This window comes from Vulcanithermus mediatlanticus (genome assembly GCF_055385885.1).
On record NZ_AP042385.1, the window covers coordinates 1,018,840 to 1,038,898 of the forward strand.

A 20,059-nucleotide genomic window follows, 5' to 3' on the forward strand; every position below is an offset into this window, starting at 1 on the left:
CAGGCGATGCGGGCCCCGGGCACGCGTGTCCCGGGGCCCGGCCCGTTAGCCGGGCGTTAACCTCGCTGGGCCAGGATTCGATTGATGAGGGAGGGAGAAGGATGCGGCTTTTGCGGTTGATGGCGGTCTTCTTGGCCTTCGGGCTCGCGCTCGCGGCCCCGGTGACCTACCAGGTCTCGGGCACGATCGTCTACCAGGCCCGCGGGCCCATGGGGACTTTTAAGGGCGAGAACACTCAGGTGAGTGGGCACGTGGTGTGGGACGACAAAGCGCAGACGGTTTCGGGCGAGGTGTGCGTTGACCTCTCGGCGTGGGATTCCGGCGAGCCCCTGCGCGACAAGCATACCCGCACCATGTTCGAGGTCGACCGCTACCCCAAGGCCTGCTTCAAGATCACCGGCATCCGGGGGGATGTTCGCTCGGGGCAGGTGACGCTCCTCGGTGAGCTCACGATCCACGGCGTCACCCGCCCGGCCCAGATCCCGGGCACGGTCCAGATCTCGGGCGGGCGGATCGTCTTCGACGGGAACTTCGAGACCAAGATCACCGACTGGGACATGCGCCGGCCCAGTCTGCTCGGGTTTAAGGTTCGCGACCTGGTGAAGGTCCGGGTCCACGGCGAGGGGGTGGCCAAGTGAAGCGGTTCATCCTTTGGGCTCTGTTCGTGGCCTTCCTCGGCCTGGTGGCGGCCGAGGGCGGCCGCTGGCTCTGGGTCAAAGTGAATCCCGACAGCGGGCAGCTCGAGCTCTCAAACGGCCAGCCGCTCCCCGCGTCGTTGAAGGGCCAGGTGGTGCCGGGCCAGTTCCTCGAGGGCGGCCGCTGGCCCACCCGCACCTGGCGCCCGCCGATGGATATCGAAAAGACCTTCAAACCCGAGAGTACCTCGCGGGTGGTGTTCAGCCACGAGCGGCACTTCGCCGCCCTCGGGGCCAAGGGCGCGGCCTGCGAGAGCTGCCACCAGCAGCTCTCCGACGTCACCACCTGGCCGAGCCTGGCGCCGAGTCCCAGCCTCGAGCCCCACGGGCCCAAATCGATCGGACGCTTTTGCGCGTCGTGCCACGACGGCCAAAAGCAAATCCAGGACGTCGCCGCCAAGATCCCGGGGGCCAAGCCGCCGGTGAACGCCACGCTCTTTAGCGCCTTTGGTAAGAAGGGAGACGAGAGCTGCAGTCGCTGCCACGTGCCCAAGGACCACGGGCAGGATTTCACCCCCTGGCACGGCGACATCGCCGAGGGGGGTGCGGCGAGCTGCGCCGACTGCCACCGGGGGGCGACCGCGATCAGCGCCAAGGAACTCAACCAGGTCCAGGACTTCTTCCACGCCCAGCTTTCGCTGTGGAAGAACCCTGAAAACGACCAAGCCTTTAATCAGACCTTGCCTAACAACTTCTGCGCCTACTGTCACGGAATCGATCAGAAAGCGTGGAGGGGAGATTGATGGAAGCGATCGGGAAACGACTTCGTCGCGCCTTGCCGCAGCTGCTTTTGGTCTGGGCGGCGCTGGGGTTTACGCTCTTGCTGGCCGAACTCTTGCTCACCAACCACACCGGGGGCGAACGCTTTTTGGCCCCGGCGGCGTCGCTCGCCGGACTCTTCTTCTCGCTGTGGGGGCTTTCGCGCACCTCGCCCAAGCTGGTGGTGGCCCTGGGGCTTTTGCTCGTGGCCGGTGTGGGGCTCGTTGGCATGGCCGAGCACTGGGAAGGCGACGAAGGGGGTGAGGTCTACGAGCAGGAAGCCGAGGCCTCGCCGCCGCCACTTGCGCCCTTGAGCCTTTCCGGGGTGGCCGCCCTGGCCTTGATGGGACTGTTCGCGAAGGAGGAAAATCAACGGGATGCGCATACTCTTGCTGGAGGATGAGCGGGACATTCGGGAGCCGCTGGCGGCGCTCTTGCGGCACCAGGGGCACGAGGTCGACGAGGTGGGCTCGCTGGCCGAGGCCCGCGAAGCGGTGATCGAGGCCGAGCCCGACCTCGCGGTGCTCGACGTGATGCTCCCCGAGGGGGAGGATGCGGGCTTTCGCTTTGCCAAGGAACTCCGCGAGGCCGGGTATTCTGGCCCCATTCTCTTCGTCACCGCCCGCGATGCGGTGGAGGACCGGGTGGCGGGGCTCGACCTCGGGGGTGACGACTACCTCACCAAGCCCTTCAGCCTTCAGGAGTTCGCCGCCCGGGTGCGGGCGCTCCTGCGGCGACAGAGCCGGGTGCACTCGAGCGTTTTCGAGCGCGGCCCCCTCAAGGTGGACTACGCCGCGCGGCGGGTTTTCTGGGACGGTCGCGAGGTTAGCCTCTCGGCTCGGGAGTTCGCCCTGCTCGAGCTCTTCACCCTTTACCCGGACCGGGTCTATGACGCCGAGGAGCTGCTCGACCGCCTCTTCCCGGGGACCGACTCCGGCCTCAGGATCGTTCGCGTCTACGTGCACCGCCTGCGGCAAAAGCTCGGGCCCGAAGTGATCGCCACCGTTCCCGGCGGCTACCGCTTGGGGCTGGCTTGAGAGAGGATCGTGATGAGCCTTCGCGTCCGGATCGCCCTGGGAACCGCGTTGCTGGCCACGCTGGCGGCGGCGATGCATGTGGCCATCGGGTATTACAGCTTTTCCAGGTTGATCCAGGAGGACGTGGCCCGGGATCTCGCGATCTGGACGCCGGCCATCGCCGGGGCCATCGAGATCAAGGACGGCTTCCCCCGGCTCGACAGCGAGAACTGGGGCTGGATTTCCTCGGGGCTCGCGCTCGGTTTTCGCGTGCGCAAGGGGGGACGGGTCTACCTCGAGGGCGGCACCCTTCCCGAGGGGACGAGCCGCGACTGGGCGTATACCACCACACCGCTTGCCGAGGGGTATGTCCTCGAGCTCGCGATGTACATCGGCGAGTACCGCAAGGCGCTTTCGGGGCAGCTTCGGGCGAGTCTTTTTAGTCTGCCCCTGGTGATGGTGCTGGCGGCGTTTTTCGGCTGGATCTTCGCCGGTCACATCGCCCGGCCCATCACCCGGCTGGCCCGCGCCGCCGACGCCCTTTCGCGCATGCAGTTCCCGGACCCGGTGCCCTCGCCGCCCGGCGGGGGCGAGATCGCCGACCTGGCCCAGAGCTTTAACCGCATGGTGGGTTCGGTTCGCGACGCCTTTGAGCGCGAGCGGGCGTTTACCCGCTACGCTTCCCACGAGCTGCGGACCCCGCTGGCCACCGCTCAGGCCCAGATCGAGGCCCTCGAGGCCGGACTCTTGCCCCAGGAGACCGCGATCCCCGCCAGCAAGCGGGCGCTGAAGCGCATGCACCAGATCCTCGAGGGCCTCCTGGCCTTGAGTCGCGAGCCCAAGGCGCGGCTCGAAGCCGTCCCGGCCGGGGCCTTGTTGCGACAGCTCCATGCCGGTTTGCCCGAAGTGACCCGTTCCCGGGTCCAGCTTGATCTGCCTGAGGATGAGGTTTGGGTGCTGGGCGATGAGGAACTCATTGCCCGGGTGATCGGTAACCTGGTGGACAACGCGCTCAAGCACACCGACGCCAGAGTTGAGCTTTCGCTCGCCGTCGAGGGCGATCGGGGCGTGCTCTCGGTCCGCGACCACGGGCCGGGGGTCAGCGAGGACCAGCTCGCCCGGCTCACCGATCCCTTCGTCCGTTTCAATACCGCCACCGAGGGGATGGGGCTGGGGCTCGCCCTGGCCCACCAGGCGGCCAAGGTGATGGGCGGCGAGCTGGTTATCCGGCTCGCCGACCCCGGGCTCCGTGCCGAGCTGCGCCTGCCGATCGCGGAGGTCGGCGATGCTTAGGCGTTGGTTCCTCGTTCTCCTGTTCCTCGCGGTCGGGGTAAGGGTGCTTCCCCTCGGGGCCCTCGCCGCGTCGGATCACCGCCCGCCGGCGGTCGCCAGTGATATGGGCGATATGGGGGATGGTCACGACGACAGCGAGGACGATCATGGCGGCGACGACCACGGGGGCATGGGCGGTACCGATGAGCAAAAGCCGGGTGAGAAAAGTGGCGGCGGCGAGATGAAAAAAGGCGACGACGACCACGGGGGCATGGGCGGAGGCGAAAAGGAGGACGACCGTTACGACGAGAACTACGCCTTCTACGGCCAGGTCCGCCTCGCCACCAGCCAGGTGGTGGTCGAAAACCGCACCCTGCTGGGTGACGATCCCATGTTGAAATACCTGGCCCCGGGCATGCTTCTCGAGGTCAAGGGCCGCGTCCACGGGAACCGCATCGAGGTGCGGGACCTCGAGGTCCAGCGCCCCAAGGTCTGGGCCTACTACGAGGGTCCCGGTTCGCGGATCGAAGAAGGGATGTCGGGCCGGGTGCGGGTGTGGTTCGAGGGGGATCGCGGCCAGCGCATTTTCCGGATGATGCCGGTGCCGGATGGCGATCCCACCCTAACCCTCCTCGCCTGCTACAAGTCCGGCCGCTGGCAGGGGGTGCCCTTCGAGCTCATGCCCACCACGCGTCCGGAAAAACCCGGCTGGTGGCTGTTCACCGGCGAGATACGTTTCAGCCAGCTCATCTGGTTCCAGATGCGCTGGCTGAAGGGGTGCTGAGCCTTTACCCGCGGCCCGGCATGTCGAAGGGTTCGTTCAGCGACGGACGACCCGGCGGCGGTTGGCCGGCCGGGTTTTTGCCTTTGCCTTCGGCGTTTTGAGGAGCATGGCGAGGAGGCCAGCCAGGGTCTCGGCGTCGCCGGCCTTGATCCAGCTTTCGGCGAAAGCCATGTACTCAGCCTTGTCGGCTTCGCTTTGCGCCCGGGCCCGCTCGACCAGGGCGCGCATCCGTGCCGTGCGAACCGCCTCCGGTGTGGGGAGCGTGCAGCGCTCGAAGCGCCGACCCAGCGTGCGCTCCAGGCGTTTCACCTGCCAGGCTTCCTGGGGCCCGACCAGGATGGCCACCGTCCCCTCGCGGCCGGCCCGGGCGGTGCGCCCGGACCGGTGCTGGTAGGACTCGGCCTTGTCGGGAAGCTGGTGGTGCACCACCAGGTCGACCTCGGGGATATCAAGGCCGCGTGCGGCGACGTCGGTGGCCACCAGGATCCGCAGCACCCCCTGCCGGAAGGCACCGAGGGTTCGCTCGCGTTCGCGCTGGCTGAGGTCGCCGTGGACGGCGCTGGCGGCAAGGCCGCTCTCGACCAGCCGGGCGGCGAGGCGGTCGGCTTCGGCTTTGGTGCGGACGAAAACGATCGAGCGCTCGGGGGACTTAGCGAAGAGCACGCGGGCGAGGGCCTCCTCGCGGCCGACGTGGGCGGTGTAGACCTCTTCCTTGTAGGTCACCCGTTCGTCCTTGGCGACGTTGGCCCAGACCGGGTTTACGAGGTGGCGTTTCACCAGGCGTTCGGCCCAGCGGGGAAGGGTCGCGGAAAAGAGGAGGGTCTGGCGGGCGCTCGGAGTCTGGCCCAGGATGGCCTCGACGTCTTCCTCGAAGCCCATCGAGAGCATCTCGTCGGCCTCATCGAGGACCACGATTTCGACCTCGGACAGCCTCAGCGTTCCCCGTTCGAGGTAGTCTTTGGCCCGCCCTGGCGTGGCGACGACGACGTCGCACCCAGCGCGAAGGTCGGCGGCCTGCGAGCCGTAGCCGGTGCCGCCATAGACCGCGACCACCTTGTGCTGGGGGGCGATCCAGCTGATCTCGCCCGCCACTTGCAGCGCCAGCTCGCGGGTGGGGGTGAGGATCAGCGCTCGTGGTTGTCGGCCGGCTTTGCGGCTCGCCTCCAGTCGCTCGGCGATGGGTAGGGCAAACGCCAGGGTTTTGCCGGTGCCGGTGCGGGCCTGTCCCAGCACGTCGCGCCCGGCCAGTCCGGCCTCGAGGGTCTTTTCCTGAATTGGGGTGGGTTGGGTGATTCCCCGGGCCCGCAAACGGGCAAGGGTCTCCGTCGAAAGTGAAAAACGTTCAAACATTCTGGTGCTTCCTTTCCGGGGTATCCTGCTGCTTCCCCGAAAAGGAAGACCGCGCGGTTCCCCAAAAGCCCACCAAGGCTATCCGATCCGGCCGGCAAAGTCAACTGAACCCGGACAGACACATGTGAGACCGAATCGATAAGAATGTGGGGACCACTCCAGGAGAGAGGAGGTCCCCACGGGTGCAGCTTACAACGGTTGGCCGGGAGGTATGGAGGGGGGCGAGGAAAGCCCAGGTGCTCCAGGAGGCTGGAGCTGGCGACCCCACGGTCCAAGACCGTCTGCGAAAGCTCAAACAAGTCGAGGCGTTCCGGAAACACAAGGTGGGCTGGTCCGAGATCCAGTCCCTGGTGGGAATCAGCCGGGCCACCTACTACCGCTGGAAAAAGCGACTCAGGGAAGAAGGCCTCAAAGGCCTTGGGCCCAGATCCAAACGCCCAAGGCGGTTGCGACGAAAGCTCCACTGGACGCCCGAACTTCTCATTGCGATTGAAACTTTGAGGAAGCAAAACCCCACCTGGGGCCGCTGGCCGATCTGGCTGGCCTTGGGGAAGCAAGGCTTTGGGGTTAGCGAACGCACCGTGGGCCGCATCCTGGCCCACCTGGGAGCGCACCGTCGTGTTGAAAGCGTGGCCGCCTTCCTGGCCCGGGCGAGACGGGGGAAGGTGAAGCGAAGGCCCAGGCGCCCCTACGCCAGGAGGAAACCCAAAAGCTACGTCGCCTCCTCACCCGGCGACCTGGTTCAGGTGGACACCCTTACCGTGACCCTAGGACCCGGGGAGGTCGTCAAGCATTTTTCGGCGGTAGACCTTTACACCCGCTTTTCCCTGGCCGAGGTGCACACCCGGGCCACGGCCAACCTAGCAGCTGGCTTTCTGGCCCACCTCATCACCCAGGCCCCCTTTCCCGTCAGGGCCATTCAGGTGGACGGTGGCAGCGAGTTCATGGCCGAGTTTGAGGAAACTTGCCAACGTTTGGGTATCGAGCTCTTCGTGCTGCCCCCGAGAAGTCCCAAGCTCAACGGCCACGTGGAGCGGATGCAGCGGACCTTCAGGGAGGAGTTCTACACCCGGCCGTTGCCTTCCCGGATCCCCGAGCTCCAAAGGGAGCTCGACGCCTACCTGGACTACTACAACCGCAGGAGGCCCCATCGTGCGCTCAACGGCCTTGCGCCCCTAGAGTTCCTGGCTATGATCCAAAAGGAGTCGGTCCCCCCGAGTGTCTCAGATGTGTTGACCGATTACATCAACTTGACAGTCCCCATCCCCATCGGTAGCATGGTTTTTGCCCGCTTTGGTGCGGGTACAGCGAGGCCCCGTGGTGTAGATTGGTTAGCACACCCGCCTGTCACGTGGGAGGTCGCGGGTTCAAGTCCCGTCGGGGCCGCCAGTTGCCGAGGTAGCTCAGTCGGTAGAGCACGCGACTGAAAATCGCGGTGTCGGCGGTTCGATTCCGCCCCTCGGCACCACCAGACTGCCGCCCCATGGGGCGGCAGCGCTTTTTTGTGGTCAGCGCGAACGTAGTAGCGCTTGGCTTGGGCCAAGCCTCATGGGTTTTCCTGGCGGTTCCGGTCTTCTGGCCGGCAGGGGTTGGGGTGTTGGGTGCGCGGTGGTCGCGGCTTCAGCGATCGTCGTGTTGAGGGGCGCACGACCGCCGCTCGCGTTTTGGGCCCCACCGGGCGTCGGCTTAGCCGGCCAGGAGAAGAACCTTGCCCGTGGTCTTTCGGCCCTCGAGGGCCCGGTGGGCGTTTTGCGCCTCCTCCAAAGGAAACTCGGCCCCGATCTGCACCTTGAGCACGCCCTTCGCGATCCAGCGGAAGACCTCGCCGGCCCGGAAGAGCAGCTCGCGCCGGTTTTGCGTGTAGTGGCGCAGGCTGGGACGGGTGAGGAAGAGTCCGCCCGCCCGGTTCAGGACTTGCGGATCGATGGGGGGAACCGGCCCCGAGGCCTGGCCGAAGAGCACCAGGGTGCCCCGGGTCCTGAGGGCTTTTTGGTCCTCGTCGAAGGTGGCCTGACCCACCCCGTCGTAGACCACGTCGGCGCCGCCGGTGAGCGCCTGCACTTTTTCCGCGAAGCCTTCGTAGGCCAGGGCGTAGTCGGCGCCGGCGGCGCGGGCGATGGCCCTTTTTTCTTCGCTGCTGGCGGTGGCGATCACCGTGGCCCCGCGCATCTTGGCCATCTGGATGAGGAGCTGCCCGACCCCGCCCGCGCCGGCGTGGATCACGGCGACGTTCCCCGGGCCCAGGGGGTAGGTGGCCTGGGTGAGGTAGTGCGCGGTCATCCCCTGCAAGAGCGCGGCGGCGGCCAGTTTCAAGGAGAGTCCCTCGGGTACCGGAACCAGCTTTGACGCTGGCACGACCTGGTACTCAGCGTAGGCGCCCTGGACGTTGGCGTAGGCCACCCTATCTCCGACGTCGACCCCGATCACCCCTGCGCCGACGGCCCTGACCACTCCCGCCGCTTCTTCGCCCAGGATAAAGGGCAGGGGAACGGGCTAGAGGCCGCGGCGTTTGTAGGTGTCGATGTAGTTGACCCCGATGGCCTCGATGCGCACCAAAACCTCTCCCGGACCGGGTTCGGGGATGGGAAGCACTTCGAGCCGCATCACCTCCGGCCCGCCCGTCTCGTGCACCCGAATGGCTTTCATGTTCAGAGTTTAGGCCCAAAGCCAACTGCGGCGCTGGGTGGGGACAGGCCGCATTCCGGCATGGGGTAGCCGGATTCTCTCGGGGTGAGTTCGTGACCCACGGGGACCGATTCCCTCAAGTGGATGAGGTGGGCTGCGCTGCCTTTCGAAGGAAATAGAGTCCGGCCAGGATCAAAACCGACGCGGCTGTGGCGAGGTAAAATCCGGTATCGAAGGAGGCGATGGTACTGAACTGGCCGACGCGGTTTTCGCCCAGCATGCGCGGAACAAAGGGTTTGATCGCACCGCTCAGCGGTGCGTAGGGATCCAGATTGGTTCCGTAATAGGTGAGCCAGAAGTAGAGATCACCGACGAAAATTACGGGGAAGAGCAAGGCCGGTAAGGCAAGAAACCTTGCCCAACGAGCCCGGATGAACGGTGTGATGATGACAAGGAACGCTAAAACGATAACGCCGGGGATGCTCAACGTGCGTTCAAACCGCGCTGCCTCCTGCAGCGAACGCATTCCGATATAGTGGTTAAGGATGTCGATTTCCTGCACGTCGCCCGTGAGGCGGTTGATGTAGGCCCATACGTTCAGGCCGTCGGGGTATTGTGGCGCCAGAAGGCGCAGGTGCCAGTAGGGGAGCGGTATCGACGCGATGAGCAAGATCGCGGAGATGGTAAATAGAATGACTGACAGCCGAAAGGCCTTGCCGTTTGTTCGTAAACCGGGGTGATTTCCCTGGAAAACGGGACCACTGGGGCGCTGGGATGGACGGTCAGCCACAGTTTACCTCCATGTTGTGCCCCCGGGGCCGGCCCCGGGGGCGTTTGATGATGGTTTTAAGGTGAGACCAGCAAATACCCTGCCATTTCAAGGTGCAGTGCGGAGCAGAACTCCGTGCAGTAGAAGCTAAAGACACCTTCCTTATCGGCGTGGAACTCGATGGTGGCCGTTTCGCCGGGTTCGAGGCTCAGGTTGATGTTGTATCCGGGAAGGGCAAACCCGTGTACGGCGTCTTTTGCTCGCTCGATGTTCGTGATGTGCCAGATGACGTGATCGCCTTTTTTAATCTCAATACGCTCGGGGTTGAAATGGCTTCTCAGGGCGGTCATCCAAATTTCAACGGTGTTCCCCCGACGCACCACCCGCTCTTTGCCCGGCAAGGTAGCGTTCGGGTCTTTGGCTTGGTCGATCGGGTTCCAGCCGATTTCTGGGTACACGTCCCACGGTTTGAGCTTGTCGGTGCTTATGATCTGTGCATAGTGCGGTTCTCCCAGTCCGATGGGCATGTCGTAGAGCAGGCGCATGTTTTTGTCCGAACCGGACTGAGAAATGTCAATGAGCTGTAGGTTCTGTGGGCGAAGGGGTCCAACGGGAGCGAACCGGTTCAGCGACCATTTGTCGAGCGAAACGAGGTACTTGCCAACCGGATTGACCGTATCCCCGCCCGGCACGGTGATATGACCGACGTTGTACTGGACGGGAAGTTTGTCAACGACCGTCCAGGGCTGTTGCTTGTGCTTTTTCTGGTACGGCCCGCCGAGGGTCCAGCGCACGACTGCGCTGTCCAGGAAGAGGCTGGTGTAGGCGTACCCCTTGTCGTCGAACTGGGTGTGCAGCGGACCAAGACCCACCTTGATCTGGGCCTCGAGGGCATCCTCAAAGCGGACGATCGGGACGCCGTACTGATCGGTTCCTTCGAAACGCTTATTCTGAATGGCCTTGCGAATCTTTTCGAAGCTAAAGACGGTTACGTGGGGGTCGAGCTTGCCGGAGACGACCACGTACTCCCCACCGGGGGTAACGATAACCCCGTGCGGGCTCTTGGGTTCGGGGACGAAATAGAGAATGCCTTCCGAAATGGCGGTTTTGAGGGGAAGGACTTTAAAGCCCTTCACTTCCTTCGCCTTGCCATCTGCAACCAGCCGGGCGGCTTTTTTTAGGTTGATGACGTGCAGGTAATCCATATCGGCGCGCGATGCGCCCACTTCAATGGGGGGCTTGCCTTCCTCGATGCCCCCGGTGTTTTTCTCGGTGTTAAAGGAGTTGCAGAAGACCCAGCCGTCGCTGACGAGTTTCCCCGCGTCGCAAAGGTCCTGCCAGTACGGCGGGAGTTCGATCGCGAATGACTTTTCAGGATCGATGCGGCCCTTCTTTCGGTCAAATTTCCAGAAAGTGACCATCCCGCGGTATTTTTCCGCGTACTCATTGAGGGGGCTGTATTTCCAGCCGAGCGGGGCAGCGTATTGCCCGCCGTCGATCACCCACTCGGTGTTGGGGGTTACGAAGGCCCCACCATGGTCGCTGAGCGCGATCGGGCTCTGGACGATTTGTTTGGTCTCGAAGTCGCGCAGGTCAATGACGGCGATGCGGGCGTGGGCTTTGTCGTTGATAAAAAGAAACTGACCGTCGTAGTCGCCGTTCGTTTCGCTCAGTGCCGGGTGGTGCGTGTCTCCCCATGTGAGCAGCTTCCCGTCGACACCGCCTTCTTTGAGTACGCGGTAGCTATCCTTGGAATAACCCCATCCCTGCCACGGTTCTGGCGTGAATACGCCGATGACCTTGAGCAGGCGCATGGAGGGCAGGCCAATGACGAACACCTGGCCCGAGTGTCCTCCGGAGCTGAACATGATGTATTTGTCGTGCTGGCCGGGGGGCACGTAGGTTTTGAGCGCCGCTACGATGTCGTCTGAACTCAGGCTCCGTTCCTTGGCGACCTGTGCGGCCTCGCGTGGCATGGACTGCCCCAGGGCGATACCGAGAGTGAGAAGCAATAATCCCAGTATGGCCAACAGAGACTTTCTCCCCATTCATCACACCTCCTCTGACTTTCGGGACTTATGCCCATTCCTTGTGGGACTTATGCCCACGATTGTCACCATAGCCCAGCCCCCCGGGGGTGGGTAGGGGCATGTGTCCTACGGCCGGGTCGTCAAGGACCCGCTGGCCTGGTTTTTTCGTGCATGCACCCGCGAGAAAAAGGACAGGGCGGTCCTTGAGTCGGGGGCGGCGTACGAATCCGCGGCCAGGTGCCTCTCCGCGCCGAATTGAGATCTTTAGCGGGGACGACGCTTAGGGATGTGCTCAGGGGTCGGGGAGCATCTTCCCCGGTCTCTGCAGGTGGGCGACCGCTTGCGTTCGCGTCGGGGCCCCTGCCGTGGCTTTTTCCATGGCAGGGTACTTAGAACTTGGGATCCGTTGGGCAAAGCCGGGTGTCGGGAGGGAGGACTGGCCCGGCGCTCAGCTTTGCAAGCCTATCGCAGGTGGCCGGGCCAATCAGGGTTGACCACCACCCCCAGGGTGTTGCTCACAGCCTCTCCGGCGTCTGGAGCAGGTCCTCGATCTCGCCGAGGAACTGGGCGGCTTGGGCCCCGTCCACCACCTGGTGGTCAAAGGTGAGGCAAAGGACGGCTTCACTCCGCCCTTCCACCTTTCTTACCCGCCCCACGCCCAGGATGCAGGTTTGGGGCGGGTTGAGGATGGGGGTAAAACCATCCACCCCGTACATTCCCAGGTTTGTCAGGCTACAGGTGGCGTCCTCGAGGTCGGCCACGGTCAGCTCTTTGTTCCGGGCCCTTTGGGCAAGGTCGCCAATGGCCTGGTGCAGCTCGCCCACGGAAAGCACCGGAACGTTTCGCACCACGGGGACGATGAGGCCATCCGGAAGCGCCACCGCCACCCCCAGGTTCACCTCCGAAAACATGCGGATCTCGTTTTCCACCAAGTGGCTGTTGAAGAGGGGGTTGGCCTTGAGGGCCAAGGCCAAGGCTTTGGCGATGTACGCCGTAAAAGAGGGGGGATCCTGAAGATCCTGCCGCAATCGGACCACTGCCTCGATGCCCACACTCCGATGGAGCGTCACCGGTGCCGTTTGAGCGAGGCTTTCCCGCATGCGGGTGGCGATAATCTTCCTTACCCCGGTAAGGGTTAGGGTTTTCATCACGGTCAAGGCCATGCTCAGCCCTCGGTTTCCAGCTCGGCCACAACGGTCCCTGGCCTGATGGGCGTGTTCTCGGGGGCCAGGATGCGGACCAAGATCCCGCTGGCCGGGGCGGTGATTTCAAAGGTCACCTTCTCGACCATCCCCTCGGCCAAGACTTCTCCGGCCTCGACCCTGCTCCCTTCCTGGTAAAACCAGTTGACGAGTGTGCCTTCTTGGTCTTTGTCTTCCCCCCACACATCGGGGATCGTCACCGGAATGATCGGCATGGGGTCTCCTCTTTTCGGAAAAGGGAAGCTGGCTCATCGACGGGCTTTTTTAGGCCAAGACTTCCCGGACTGCTCGCGCGATTCGCTCGGGATTTGGAATGACGAAATTCTCCAAAGGACGGCTGTAGGGTATGGGCACATCCGGGACGGCGACACGCTGCACAGGCGCCTTGAGCAGGCTTGGATCCGCTTCGACGACGGTGGCGATGACCTCGCCGGTGAGCCCGTAGCTCCGGTAGTCTTCGTCGACCACGACGAGCCGTCCCGTCTTCTGTACCGAGTGAAGGATGGTCTCACGGTCCAAGGGCACCAAGGTGCGAAGATCGATCACCTCGACCGATATGCCCTCCTTTTCCAGCTGGGCAGCGGCCTCGAGGGAACGGTGAACCATCCACCCAAGCGTGACGAGGGTTGCGTCCGAACCTTCTCGTTTCACGTCGGCCTGGCCGAAGGCGATGGTGTAGGGTTCTTCGGGCACGGGGGTGGCCGCGGTGGGCGGGGAAGGCATCCACCCGAGCCCCATCAGCCCCTTGTGGAAGAGGTAGATCACGGGGTTGTCGTCCCGGATGGCTTCGATGAGCAGCCCCTTGGCGTCGTAAGCGGTGGAAGGCACCACCACCTTGAGCCCGGGGACGTGGCCGAAGATGGCGTACAGGGACTGTGAGTGTTGGGCAGCGTCGTTGTAACCGGCGCCGAAGGCAGTCATGAGGACGATGGGGAGGCGCACGCTTCCCCCGGACATGTAGGTGTTCTTCGCCATGTGGTTGAAGATCTGGTCGAAACACACCCCGAAGAAATCGACGAACATCAGCTCCACGATGGGGCGCATCCCTTCAGCCGCTGCCCCAATGGCCGCCCCGATGAACGCCGTTTCGGAGATGGGGGTATCCTTGATACGCTCTTCCCCGTATTTCTGGAGCAGGCCCTGCGTCGCGCCGAAGATGCCGCCGTAGACCCCGACATCCTCACCCATGTAGAAGATCCGGGGATCTTTTTCCATCTCCTGGTCCAGGGCCTCCACGATGGCCCGCTGCATGGTCAACTTGCGTTCCGCCATGGTTTCCTCCCTTACGCGAAAACGTGCAACAGCGCCTCTTCCGGTTCCGGGTAAGGGCTGGTGCGCGCGAACTCGTACGCTTCATCCAAGGTTTCTTCCACCTGGTTGCGGATTTCCTGGTCCTCGGCCTCGGTGAGCTGCCCGCTGGCCATGAGCCGCTTTCGCATCTGTTCGATGGGATCCCGCTTCTTCAGCGCCTCGACCTCGCCCTTGGGGCGATAGGCCTCCGGATCTCCCTGGAAGTGTCCAAAGTAGCGATACGTCTTGACCTCGATGAGTGTCGGGCCTTCGCCTTGCCGAGCCCGCTGCATGGCCATACCCGCCACTTCGTAGATGGCCAGGGGATCGTTTTCAGGAACATAGACGCCGGGGATGCCGTAGGCAGCCGCGCGATCGGCGTTGGTGGGCACCGAGGTCGACTTCGCTTTGGGCACGGAGATGGCGTAGGCGTTGTCCTCGATCACGAAGATGACCGGGAGCCGCCAGAGGGCCGCGAGGTTCAGGGCTTCGTGGAAAGCGCCCTGATTGGCCGCCCCCTCGCCAGCGAAGGCCACCGCGACGTGGTCCGTACGTTGCATCTTGGCGGCAAGGCCCGCACCCACCGCAGGGGGGAATCCTGCTCCGATGATCCCGCTGCAGCTGAATTTGACGTTTGGGTCAAAGAGGTGCATGTGGCCGCCCTTGCCCTGTCCCAAGCCGGTTTTCTTGCCGAAGATCTCGGCGGTCATTTTCTTGAGGTCCACACCCTTGGCGATGGCGATGTGGTGGGGTCTGTGGGGTGCTGTCACCGTGTCGTCGGGACGAAGGTGGGCGCCCACCCCGACCGCGACCGGCTCCTGGCCTGCGGCGAGGTGCATCTCCCCGGGTACGGGGCCCGCCGAAATGTCAAACCGGGGCGACTTGCCCTCGAGGTACGCCTCGGCCATCCGTTCCTCGTACCGCCGGATGAGTATCATCGTGCGGTACATCCAAATGAGCTGCTCTCTCGTCGGCTGCATCCTCCTACCTCCTTTTTCTGTTTGGACAGCGCTTCAAACTGTTCCCAGGGGTTGGGACAGCCTGTCCACCACTGAGAGGAGCTGGGCTTTGAGGTTTTCTCCTTCTGCGAAGAATCGGTATGGGGTGACCACGATGCCCAGAGAAGCCAGCAAGGGCGCCGCCTTTGCCGAAAGACGCAGTTTGACTGGCACCGCCAGGCAGTAAACCCCCTCCTGATACTCCTGCCGATCGTAAGCCACGCCTTCCATGTGGACGCGAAGGAGTTCCCTTTCTAGCTGATCAGGGTGCGTGAGTGTGTAGGGTGTCCAGGCCTCGAGGGGGGTTTCTTCGATAAAAGCCCTGCGATCCTTTTGCGGCAAATGGGCCAGGATCGCCTTGCCAACGGCCGTAGCATGGGCCACCTGCCGAAGGTTCCGCTCCAGCTGCACCCCGGGTTGGCCACGGTGGCCAAGCACCTCCTCAAGCAGGGGTTCGCCGTTTTCCATCACCACCAGGTAAGTCCGGCAACGGGTAAGACGATTCACTTCAACCAGGGCACCTCGGAGGACATCGAGCGAACCCTCTCCGGGGCTGCTATGTCCGAGGTTTCCCTGAGGGCGATAACGCCGGTCGGGCCCCCGGCTGGCAAATCCTTCCTGGCAAAGGCTGTTGAGAAGATAGTATGCGGTGTAGGCGCTTTTTCCCAACCAGGCGGCGACCTCTGAAGGCGTCACGCCTTCTGGATGTTCCTGGAGGTAGGTAAGCACCCGGAGCACAGCTCTGGCGGTACCAAGTCCTCGAAGACCTCGTCCTTGCTTGAGGCTAGTGCCCATAACTCTCCACTTTCGGCTTGAGCCTACGTCAGGTCCTGGGGTTGCGCAACTTCGAGCGTTGAGGTTGCAAGATTTGCAATTCCCTGCTAGGGGCAACCCGCCTCACGAATGCCGTTGAGCTGCTCAACCTTCAGCCGGGGAGAAAGGTCAGCGTCCATGTTATTGGAAACACGCTCGCCGGCGCACTCACTGGCGTCGACGAGCGCGAGATGGAAGTGCCCCCTTCGTCTCATAGCGCGAGCGCGGACTGCTCTACCGTAGGCCTCGGATACTGATCCAAAGCTTTGACCGAGAAGGTCGTGGTCTCTAGGGAACACAGCCAAAGGCCACCCCTTCGCCGCGATGGAGGTGTTCTTGCCCATCGACGGTTGGGAATGCCACTTCGCCGGCGACCAGGCGTTTGGGCTGGGGGGTGGGCGTGGGCCCAGAGCTCTTTGGAAAGGGAGGTTCAAAGACGTTCGCCGGGCATGGTGATGAGAGGGTGGCTTTTCCGACCGTGGCTTGGAATCAGATCACCCGATGCCCGGCGCAACGCAGCTGAGCGGTTTGCCTAACCGGGCGGGCAGAGCCCGCTGTGACCTACGTGAGAGACGAAGTAGGCGTGGAGGTCGTAGTGAGGGATCTCGTAACCCTCGTGCCCTTCGGGCTCAAATTCCATATCCACATGATCCACGGCGTACCCTCTTACCGGCTTGAGAACGTCCATCCAGGACTTGCCGGTTTTGAAGTCCTCCTGAGAGATCATGATCTCCACGAAGACCACGTCGTCCCCCGCCACCCCGTAGATGGGCCCGAAAGGCAGGTTTTGCGGGTTTGCCCAGTGCTCTCCCATGCCAGGTATACAGGGAGTGAGCTGGATGGTGCCTTTGGGCAACCCGAGCTTTCCGGCCTTTTCGGCCATGGCTTTCATTTGCGCTGGGGTAGGCTCGGGCGGGCTGCCGTGTTGCGCTGCGAACGCCAGCGCCGCCAAAATTACGAAAACTGGAATGAGTTTTCCCATATCTTGCCTCCTTGAGTGCCCCTAAGCCTGTCGGAAAAGCTTTTTTTGGTGCAGAGGCTAAGGGTAGCATGGGCGTTTAGGTAAAAAGGAGCAAGAGGTTTCATTTGCGATGTCGTCGGGGACACATTTTGGGTGCCGGGTCGCTTCGGCTGGGCTTTGGGCACGGCGGAACCAGCCTGCACCGTGTCCGTTTGCAGCTTGGGATTTCGATTGTCACAGGGGTGGCGGGGGTGGGAATACGCTAAGGGAGGTGCCAGGTGCTGGTCTTGGGGAAGGCGAGCGATCGTCGCACCTTATCATGCATTCATGAAAGCTTTTCAAGGTGTTTTCGTTTCTCCCGAGACCGCTGAGGTCAAAGAGGGGCACCTGGTCGTCGAGGGCGGACGAATCCAGGGGTTTGAAAGGCGCCCGCCGCTAAAGGCCGAGGTCACCAGGCTCGAGGGCTTCGTCGTGCCCGGCCTGATCGACGCCCACGTGCACCTGTCTTTTTCCGGCGGGCCGGACCCGGCGGCCGAACTGGATGCCGAACCCCTGGCCACCACCGTGGCCCGGGCCGTGGCCCGGCTCAGGGCCTACCTCGAGGCCGGCATCACCGCGGTGCGTGACCTCGGCTCGCGGCAGGGCATGGCCGTGGGGCTGGCCCAGGCCGTTGAGCGGGGCTACATCGTCGGACCGCGGGTGGTGGCCGCGGGTCAGGCCATCACCCCCACCGGCGGGCACGGGCACCGGGGTGGCGTCGAGGCCGATGGAGCCCTCGAGGTGCAAAAGGCGGCCCGACGCGAGTTCAAGGCCGGGGCCAGGGCCCTAAAGCTCATGGCCACCGGCGGGGTGATGACCCCGGGCGTGAAGGCGGGCGCCGAGATGTTCGACGAGGAGGAACTCCGGGCTGGGGCGCTGGAGGCGAAAAAGCGAGGCGTGCCCTCGGCCGCGCACGCGCAAGGGCTCCTGGGCATCAAGAATGCCCTCCGCGCCGGCATCACCACCATCGAGCACGGGGCCTTTGACGCCTGGGACGATGAAGTCCTCCGGCTTTTCCGTGAAACGGGGGCGCTTTTGGTGCCGACCTTGGCGGCGCCGGCGGGGATCCTCGAGGGCGAGGGCCGGGTGCCCGAGTTCATGGTGGAAAAAACTCGCGCCATCGCCGAGCGCCACCGGGAGAACACCCGCCTCGCTTACCGAAGCGGGGTGAAGATCGCGGCCGGGACCGATGCCGGAACCCCCTTCAACCCGCACCCCAACCTCGCCCGCGAGCTTTGGCTCCTGGCCGAGGTCGGGCTCTCGCTGCCCGACGTGCTTCGGGCGGCGACGCAGCATGCCGCTGAAGCGCTCGGGATGTCGGGCGAGCTCGGTACGCTGGCCCCGGGATCGCTGGCGGATCTGGTGGTGCTGGAGGCCAACCCCCTGGAGAGCGCCGCCGCCTACGCCAGGGTGCGGCAGGTCGTCCAGGGGGGTGAGGTGGTCCGGGCCTAAACGCTCCGCCGTGGCGAAAGCCACGGCGATCACAAAGTCGGCCAATCTTGCATCGGTGCGGTTCAAAAACGCGTGGGCGCACTTAGGCCTTGGGTGGCCGGTCGTGCCGCTCGGCCTTGGCCGGGGCGTGGCCTTCCCGTTCGGCCTTTTTGAGCCAGAGGTAGAGCAGCAGGAAGATTGCCGCGCCCACGCCCCAGCCCCGGGCACCCTCGACCATGCCCAAGACGGGGACGAAGAGCACGGCGATGACCGCCCAGATCAGGGTGAGCCAGAGCAACGCCTTGGCATCCCAGCTCATGGCAGCCTCCTTCTAGTGACCGCCCCCGACGGGGGCGAAGACGGGCAGGTTCTCAACCAGCAGGAAGGCGATCAGGGTGACGGCATACATCCCGACGAGCAGCGTGCCCGCCGCCAGCGGCGCAAACCACGCCGCCTGGCCCCGGGCGTCCTCGGGTCGCAGCGTGGCCACCTGGAATTCGTCAACGAGTTCGCCCGAGGTGACCTTAAACAGCGCGCTGACGCCGAGGATGACCACGTAGGCCAGAAGGATCGCAACCATCACCAGACCGGCGGTACCGACCACCGCCATGAGCGTCGTCCAGATGGCCGGGGCTTCGCCCCCGAAACTCACGTCCACCGTGCGCCGGGGTACGCCCGTGTAGCCGGCCCAGACCCCGGCCACGCCGAAGACGTACACGGCCAGGGTGAGGAGGTAGGGCAGCCAGGTGGCGAGGCGGGGGCGCCAGAGTCGCCGGCCGGTAAGGGCCGGGATCATGTAGACCAACGCCCCCAAAAAGGTCAGGCTGACCATGCCTACGGTGAAGAAGTGGAAGTAGCCGGGAACGGTGAAGGTATCGCTGACGAGTGCCGCCAGCCGTTCCTGGATCAAAACGTAGGAGACCGCCCCCCCGGCGAGGGCGTTCACCGGGGCCATGGCCACCGCGGCGAAGGTCGGGTTTTTCCAGGGGAGTACCCGCAGCCAGCCGAAAAGGCCCTTGGCGCCCTGGCCGCTGGCCGAAGCCTGGAGCGAGGAGGCGATGATGAGACCGACCGCCAGCGTGGGGACGCCGATAAAGGCCGAGAGAATCGACCCGATGAGCTTGGTGGAGGCGGGAACCTCGGGCTCGAGGAACATGTGGTAGGGCGAGGTCACCGGCACCAGCACCAGATAGAGCGAGAAGACGAGTTTGGAAAAACGCTCGCCGTAGATGCTCTTGACCCCGGTGGCGGCCTCGGTCAGGACGTACCACATGAGCACGGTGGAGAGCAGGGGCAGGTAGTGGGTGTTATGGAACATGATGCTCCAGCTCAGCTCGTAGTTGAAGTTCCTGATGAACGGCGGCATGCCGAGCAGGGTCTGGAGCGCCGGGACGTAGGCCATGAGGGCGATGAGCGAGGCCACCACCAAAAGGCCGTTCCAGAGTGCGGCGGCGTAGGTGACCGCGCTCCACTCCTTGACCAGGCCCTGGAGCTTGGGTTTGATGGCGGTGGCGACGGCGACCGTCCCCGCCAGGATCTGACCCAGGTTTGCGAAGATATAGCCGCTCAAGAAGACCGAGCCGCCCTTGAACTGGGAGGTTAGGGGTTCGGGCGCGCTGTAGAGTACTGCGGCTCCGCTGGCGGCGGCGATCACGCTGATCAGCCAGCCCGAGGCCATCAGCACCAGCCCGATCCAGGCCAGGATGTCCCAGGGGGCGGTGAGCCGGGCGCCGGGCGTGTAGATCAGGATCAGGGCCAGCATGGCGCCCGCTTGAACGAAGTAGAGCCAGTAGAAGAACGCCGAGGACGCGTGGACGGTGAGGGCCTTGAAGACGGAGAGCGGGGGGAGCTTGATGAACCCCCCGAGCTGCAACCCGAGGAGGGCAGCACCGATGGCGCCCGCGGTGAGGGCGAGGATGGCCAGGGCGAAGTAGGCGCCGAGCAGGCGTTTCTCGCCGGCGGGGAGCTGGCGCAGCCCTTCTCGCAATCTGGCCGTGGCAGAGGCTACGTTCATGCTTCATCCTC

18 protein-coding genes, 2 tRNA genes and 2 pseudogenes are annotated in these 20,059 nt (G+C 64.2%); 10 read left to right on the top strand and 12 right to left on the bottom strand.

What is annotated here, in order from left to right:
• Positions 1–101 precede the first annotated feature (101 nt).
• Genes ACZ5BT_RS06170 through ACZ5BT_RS06195 form a run of 6 tightly spaced genes read left to right on the top strand, consistent with a single transcriptional unit; the run spans position 102 to position 4,526 of the window.
• A complete protein-coding gene (locus tag ACZ5BT_RS06170) occupies positions 102–638 on the top strand; it encodes a YceI family protein (RefSeq protein WP_464885720.1) in 537 nt (178 codons plus the stop codon).
• Entirely contained in the window at positions 635–1,438 is an 804-nt protein-coding gene (locus tag ACZ5BT_RS06175; RefSeq protein ID WP_464885721.1) for a cytochrome c3 family protein, read from the top strand. The genes ACZ5BT_RS06170 and ACZ5BT_RS06175 overlap by 4 nt, the downstream gene beginning before the upstream one ends.
• The gene (locus ACZ5BT_RS06180; RefSeq protein ID WP_464885722.1) at positions 1,438–1,857 is read left to right on the top strand and encodes a hypothetical protein; all 420 of its coding nucleotides are present in this window, start codon (positions 1,438–1,440) and stop codon (positions 1,855–1,857) included. Before ACZ5BT_RS06175 ends, ACZ5BT_RS06180 begins: the two co-directional genes overlap by 1 nt.
• Positions 1,832–2,491 (top strand): response regulator transcription factor, encoded by a 660-nt coding sequence (locus ACZ5BT_RS06185; protein ID WP_464885723.1) that lies wholly within the window; start codon positions 1,832–1,834, stop codon positions 2,489–2,491. The genes ACZ5BT_RS06180 and ACZ5BT_RS06185 overlap by 26 nt, the downstream gene beginning before the upstream one ends.
• Before the next feature lie 12 nt (positions 2,492–2,503).
• A complete protein-coding gene (locus tag ACZ5BT_RS06190) occupies positions 2,504–3,763 on the top strand; it encodes a sensor histidine kinase (RefSeq protein WP_464885724.1) in 1,260 nt (419 codons plus the stop codon).
• On the top strand, positions 3,756–4,526 hold the full coding sequence (locus ACZ5BT_RS06195; protein WP_464885725.1) for a hypothetical protein: 771 nt from the start codon (positions 3,756–3,758) through the stop codon (positions 4,524–4,526). Before ACZ5BT_RS06190 ends, ACZ5BT_RS06195 begins: the two co-directional genes overlap by 8 nt.
• Positions 4,527–4,562: 36 nt before the next feature.
• Here the strand turns inward: ACZ5BT_RS06195 and ACZ5BT_RS06200 are convergent, their stop codons facing one another.
• The gene (locus ACZ5BT_RS06200) at positions 4,563–5,876 is read right to left on the bottom strand and encodes a DEAD/DEAH box helicase (RefSeq protein WP_464885726.1); all 1,314 of its coding nucleotides are present in this window, start codon (positions 5,874–5,876) and stop codon (positions 4,563–4,565) included.
• Positions 5,877–6,058: 182 nt separating this feature from the next.
• Here ACZ5BT_RS06200 and ACZ5BT_RS06205 point away from each other — a divergent pair.
• From ACZ5BT_RS06205 to ACZ5BT_RS06215, 3 genes and pseudogenes are all read left to right on the top strand, one after another.
• Positions 6,059–7,129, top strand: a pseudogene (locus tag ACZ5BT_RS06205) (integrase core domain-containing protein); the annotation flags it as partial.
• A gap of 58 nt (positions 7,130–7,187) precedes the next feature.
• A tRNA-Asp gene (locus ACZ5BT_RS06210) sits at positions 7,188–7,265 on the top strand.
• Positions 7,266–7,268: 3 nt separating this feature from the next.
• Positions 7,269–7,344: transfer RNA gene (locus ACZ5BT_RS06215), tRNA-Phe, on the top strand.
• Between the two features lie 218 nt (positions 7,345–7,562).
• Here ACZ5BT_RS06215 and ACZ5BT_RS06220 read toward each other — a convergent pair.
• The 9 genes and pseudogenes from ACZ5BT_RS06220 to ACZ5BT_RS06260 form a co-directional block, all read right to left on the bottom strand.
• Positions 7,563–8,522 (bottom strand): annotated as a pseudogene (locus tag ACZ5BT_RS06220) (quinone oxidoreductase family protein).
• 115 nt (positions 8,523–8,637) lie between these two features.
• Positions 8,638–9,171 (bottom strand): hypothetical protein, encoded by a 534-nt coding sequence (locus ACZ5BT_RS06225; protein WP_464885727.1) that lies wholly within the window; start codon positions 9,169–9,171, stop codon positions 8,638–8,640.
• Between the two features lie 176 nt (positions 9,172–9,347).
• Complete coding sequence (gene nosZ / locus ACZ5BT_RS06230; protein ID WP_464885728.1) at positions 9,348–11,300, bottom strand: Sec-dependent nitrous-oxide reductase; 1,953 nt, start codon at positions 11,298–11,300, stop codon at positions 9,348–9,350.
• Between the two features lie 515 nt (positions 11,301–11,815).
• The gene (locus tag ACZ5BT_RS06235) at positions 11,816–12,463 is read right to left on the bottom strand and encodes a 2-oxo acid dehydrogenase subunit E2 (protein WP_464885729.1); all 648 of its coding nucleotides are present in this window, start codon (positions 12,461–12,463) and stop codon (positions 11,816–11,818) included.
• A 2-nt stretch (positions 12,464–12,465) separates the two neighbouring features.
• Positions 12,466–12,717 (bottom strand): lipoyl domain-containing protein, encoded by a 252-nt coding sequence (locus tag ACZ5BT_RS06240; protein WP_464885730.1) that lies wholly within the window; start codon positions 12,715–12,717, stop codon positions 12,466–12,468.
• A 49-nt stretch (positions 12,718–12,766) separates the two neighbouring features.
• Positions 12,767–13,774 (bottom strand): alpha-ketoacid dehydrogenase subunit beta, encoded by a 1,008-nt coding sequence (locus ACZ5BT_RS06245; RefSeq protein ID WP_464885731.1) that lies wholly within the window; start codon positions 13,772–13,774, stop codon positions 12,767–12,769.
• An 11-nt stretch (positions 13,775–13,785) separates the two neighbouring features.
• Entirely contained in the window at positions 13,786–14,772 is a 987-nt protein-coding gene (locus ACZ5BT_RS06250) for a thiamine pyrophosphate-dependent dehydrogenase E1 component subunit alpha (protein ID WP_464885732.1), read from the bottom strand.
• Positions 14,773–14,805: 33 nt separating this feature from the next.
• Positions 14,806–15,528 carry an IclR family transcriptional regulator gene (locus ACZ5BT_RS06255; RefSeq protein ID WP_464885733.1) on the bottom strand — a complete coding sequence of 241 codons (723 nt, stop codon included), beginning with the start codon at positions 15,526–15,528 and terminating at the stop codon, positions 14,806–14,808.
• Between the two features lie 607 nt (positions 15,529–16,135).
• A complete protein-coding gene (locus ACZ5BT_RS06260; protein ID WP_464885734.1) occupies positions 16,136–16,585 on the bottom strand; it encodes a DUF5602 domain-containing protein in 450 nt (149 codons plus the stop codon).
• A 306-nt stretch (positions 16,586–16,891) separates the two neighbouring features.
• On the opposite strand from ACZ5BT_RS06260, the gene ACZ5BT_RS06265 reads away from it, so the two are divergent.
• Positions 16,892–18,055: a metal-dependent hydrolase family protein gene (locus ACZ5BT_RS06265; protein WP_464885735.1), complete on the top strand. Its 1,164-nt coding sequence runs from the start codon at positions 16,892–16,894 to the stop codon at positions 18,053–18,055.
• Between the two features lie 82 nt (positions 18,056–18,137).
• On the opposite strand, the gene ACZ5BT_RS06270 is transcribed toward ACZ5BT_RS06265, so the two are convergent.
• Together ACZ5BT_RS06270 and ACZ5BT_RS06275 are read right to left on the bottom strand one after the other, a co-directional pair.
• Positions 18,138–18,353: a hypothetical protein gene (locus ACZ5BT_RS06270; protein WP_464883763.1), complete on the bottom strand. Its 216-nt coding sequence runs from the start codon at positions 18,351–18,353 to the stop codon at positions 18,138–18,140.
• 12 nt (positions 18,354–18,365) lie between these two features.
• The gene (locus tag ACZ5BT_RS06275) at positions 18,366–20,048 is read right to left on the bottom strand and encodes a cbb3-type cytochrome c oxidase subunit I (RefSeq protein ID WP_464883764.1); all 1,683 of its coding nucleotides are present in this window, start codon (positions 20,046–20,048) and stop codon (positions 18,366–18,368) included.
• Between the last annotated feature and the right edge of the window lie 11 nt (positions 20,049–20,059).